1 protein-coding gene and 1 pseudogene are annotated in these 2,271 nt (G+C 76.7%); both read left to right on the top strand.

All coding sequences use genetic code 11. The features are described from left to right. Positions 1–89: 89 nt before the first annotated feature. Positions 90–920: pseudogene (locus AB0E85_RS39895) on the top strand (ABC transporter ATP-binding protein); the annotation flags it as partial. Then, positions 917–2,271: ABC transporter ATP-binding protein (locus AB0E85_RS39890; RefSeq protein WP_361937651.1), on the top strand; the 1,355-nt coding region annotated here is incomplete at its 3' end. The pseudogene AB0E85_RS39895 and the gene AB0E85_RS39890, both read left to right, overlap by 4 nt.

Genomic DNA, 2,271 nt, shown 5'->3' with positions numbered 1-2,271 from the left:
CCCGGAGCGCTGCTCGTCGACCTCTCCGGCGGTCGTGCTGTCGTCGGATGCGTACGGTGCCATGTGTGCCCTACCTCCGTGGTCGGCGGCGGCTGGAGCTGCGGGGGGTGACGGCACGGCGCGGCGGACGCACCGTGCTCGACGGGGTGGACCTCGACGTCCCGGGCGGTACGACCCTGGCCGTGGTCGGCCGGTCCGGGGCGGGCAAGTCGCTGCTGGCCGCGCTGGCCGGACGGCTGGCCGACCCGGACTCCGGGGACGTGCTCCTCGACGGTGTGCCGCTGCGCGAGCTGCCGCACGAGGACCTGCGCGGCGCGGTCGGCTACGCCTTCGCCCGCCCCGCCCTCCTCGGCGGCACGATCGGGCAGGCCATCGGCCTCGGTCTGCCGTCCCCCTCGCCCGGCCGGATCCGCGAGGCGGCCCGCACGGCCCTCGCGGACGACTTCGTGCGCCGCCTCCCGGACGGCTACGACACGGCCGTCGCCGATGCCCCGCGCTCCGGCGGCGAGTCCCAACGGCTGGGTCTCGCACGGGCGTTCGCGCACGGTGGCCGCCTGCTGATCCTCGACGACGCCCTCTCCAGCCTCGACACGGTGACCGAACGCCACATCACCGACGCGCTGTTCGGCGACGGCCCGGGCACCACCCGGCTGCTGGTCGCCCACCGCGGCGCGACGGCGGCGTGCGCCGATGCCGTGGCGTGGCTGGACGGGGGGCGGGTGCGGGCGGTGGGGCGGCACGAGGAGCTGTGGCGGCTCGCGGAGTACCGGGCGGTGTTCGGGGAGGGGGCCGGGCCCGCGGACACGGGCGGCAGCGGCGTGCCACCGGTTCCGGACACCCGGGGCGGGAACGCAGAGGGAGATGACGACATGAGCGGGATACGGCCCGGGGCGGCTGCCGGGGACGGGACGGCTCCGTGACGGCCCGGTCCTCCGACGCCCTCCCCGCCCGGGGACTGCGCTTCCTGCTGGCGCGCCGGCGGGTCCTGCTGCGGCTCACCGTCTGGTCCGTCCTGGAGACGGGGCAGACCTTCCTCATCGGGTACGGGCCCGCCCGTGCCCTGGACGACGGATTCCTGCGCGGGCGGGCCGATGTCGGACTGGTCTGGCTGGCGGTGACCGGGATCGGTGTCCTGCTCGGCGCGTACGGGACCGCCCGGGTCTACGCCGCCGTCGCCGCACTTGTCGAACCGCTCCGGGACCGGCTCGTGGAACGCGTGGTCGCGCGCGGGGTGCGGACCGGTGACGCGGGTTCCCTGTCCGGGCTCACCCAGCAGGTGGAGATCGCCCGGGACACCTTCGCCGGGCTGGTCATGGTCTCCCGCTCCTTCGTGGTCACCGCCGTCGGCGCCCTGGCGGGCCTGTTCACCCTCGCCCCGCCCCTCCTGCTGGTCGTGGGACCGCCCCTGGCCGTGGGCGTGGCGCTGTTCGCCGCGACGCTGCGGCCGCTCGCCCGGCGGCAGGAGACGTTCCTGCTCGCCGACGAGGCCCTCGCCGGCGACCTCGGCACCGTCTGCCCGGGCCTGCGGGACATCACCGCGACGGGCGCGGAGGCGCACGTCGCCGCCGGCACCGGGGAACGGGTCGAGGCCGAACTGCGGGCGGCGCGCGCCCTGGCCCACTGGGGCGTGCTGCGGGTAGTGTCCCTGACGATCGGCGGCCAGCTCCCGATCGTGCTGCTGCTCGCCGCCGCCCCCTGGCTCCTCTCCCACGGCGTCACCGCCGGCGCCCTGGTCGGCGCCCTCGCCTACGTCACCCAGTCCCTGCTCCCGGCCCTGCGCAACCTGATCCACGGCCTGGGCACGAGCGGCTCCCGCCTGACGGTGGTGCTGCGCAGACTGACCCGGCCCGACCCGGACGACGCCGACACACCTCAGACGGCCCCGAGCCCCAGCCCCAGCCCCAGGCAGAACGGACCCGGCGCAGAGACACCCCCCGCCCACTCCCACACCTCCGTGACCTTCGCCTACGGCCCCGCCAGCGCCCCCGTCGTCCAGGACCTCGACCTCGACCTGCCCCCCGGCGCGCACCTGGCCGTCGTCGGCCCCAGCGGCGCAGGCAAGTCGACGCTCACCGCGCTCGTGGCGGGGCTGCTCACGCCCTCGCGCGGCACCGTCCGGGTGGGCGGGCACCCCGTGCCCGGCCCGGAGGCCGCCGCGGAGCGGGTGCTCATCCCGCAGGAGGCGTACGTCCCGGGCCGGTCTACCCCTGTCGCTTCCACGTCAAGAGCCCCGGGGTCACGCGCGGGAGGATGGCAGGCGATCAAGGCGAT

This window comes from Streptomyces sp. NPDC029044, from assembly GCF_040637495.1.
Taxonomy (GTDB): Bacteria; Actinomycetota; Actinomycetes; order Streptomycetales; family Streptomycetaceae; genus Streptomyces.
Note: the sequence above shows the minus strand (reverse complement) of the source record. Positions and strands in the feature narration are given on the sequence as shown.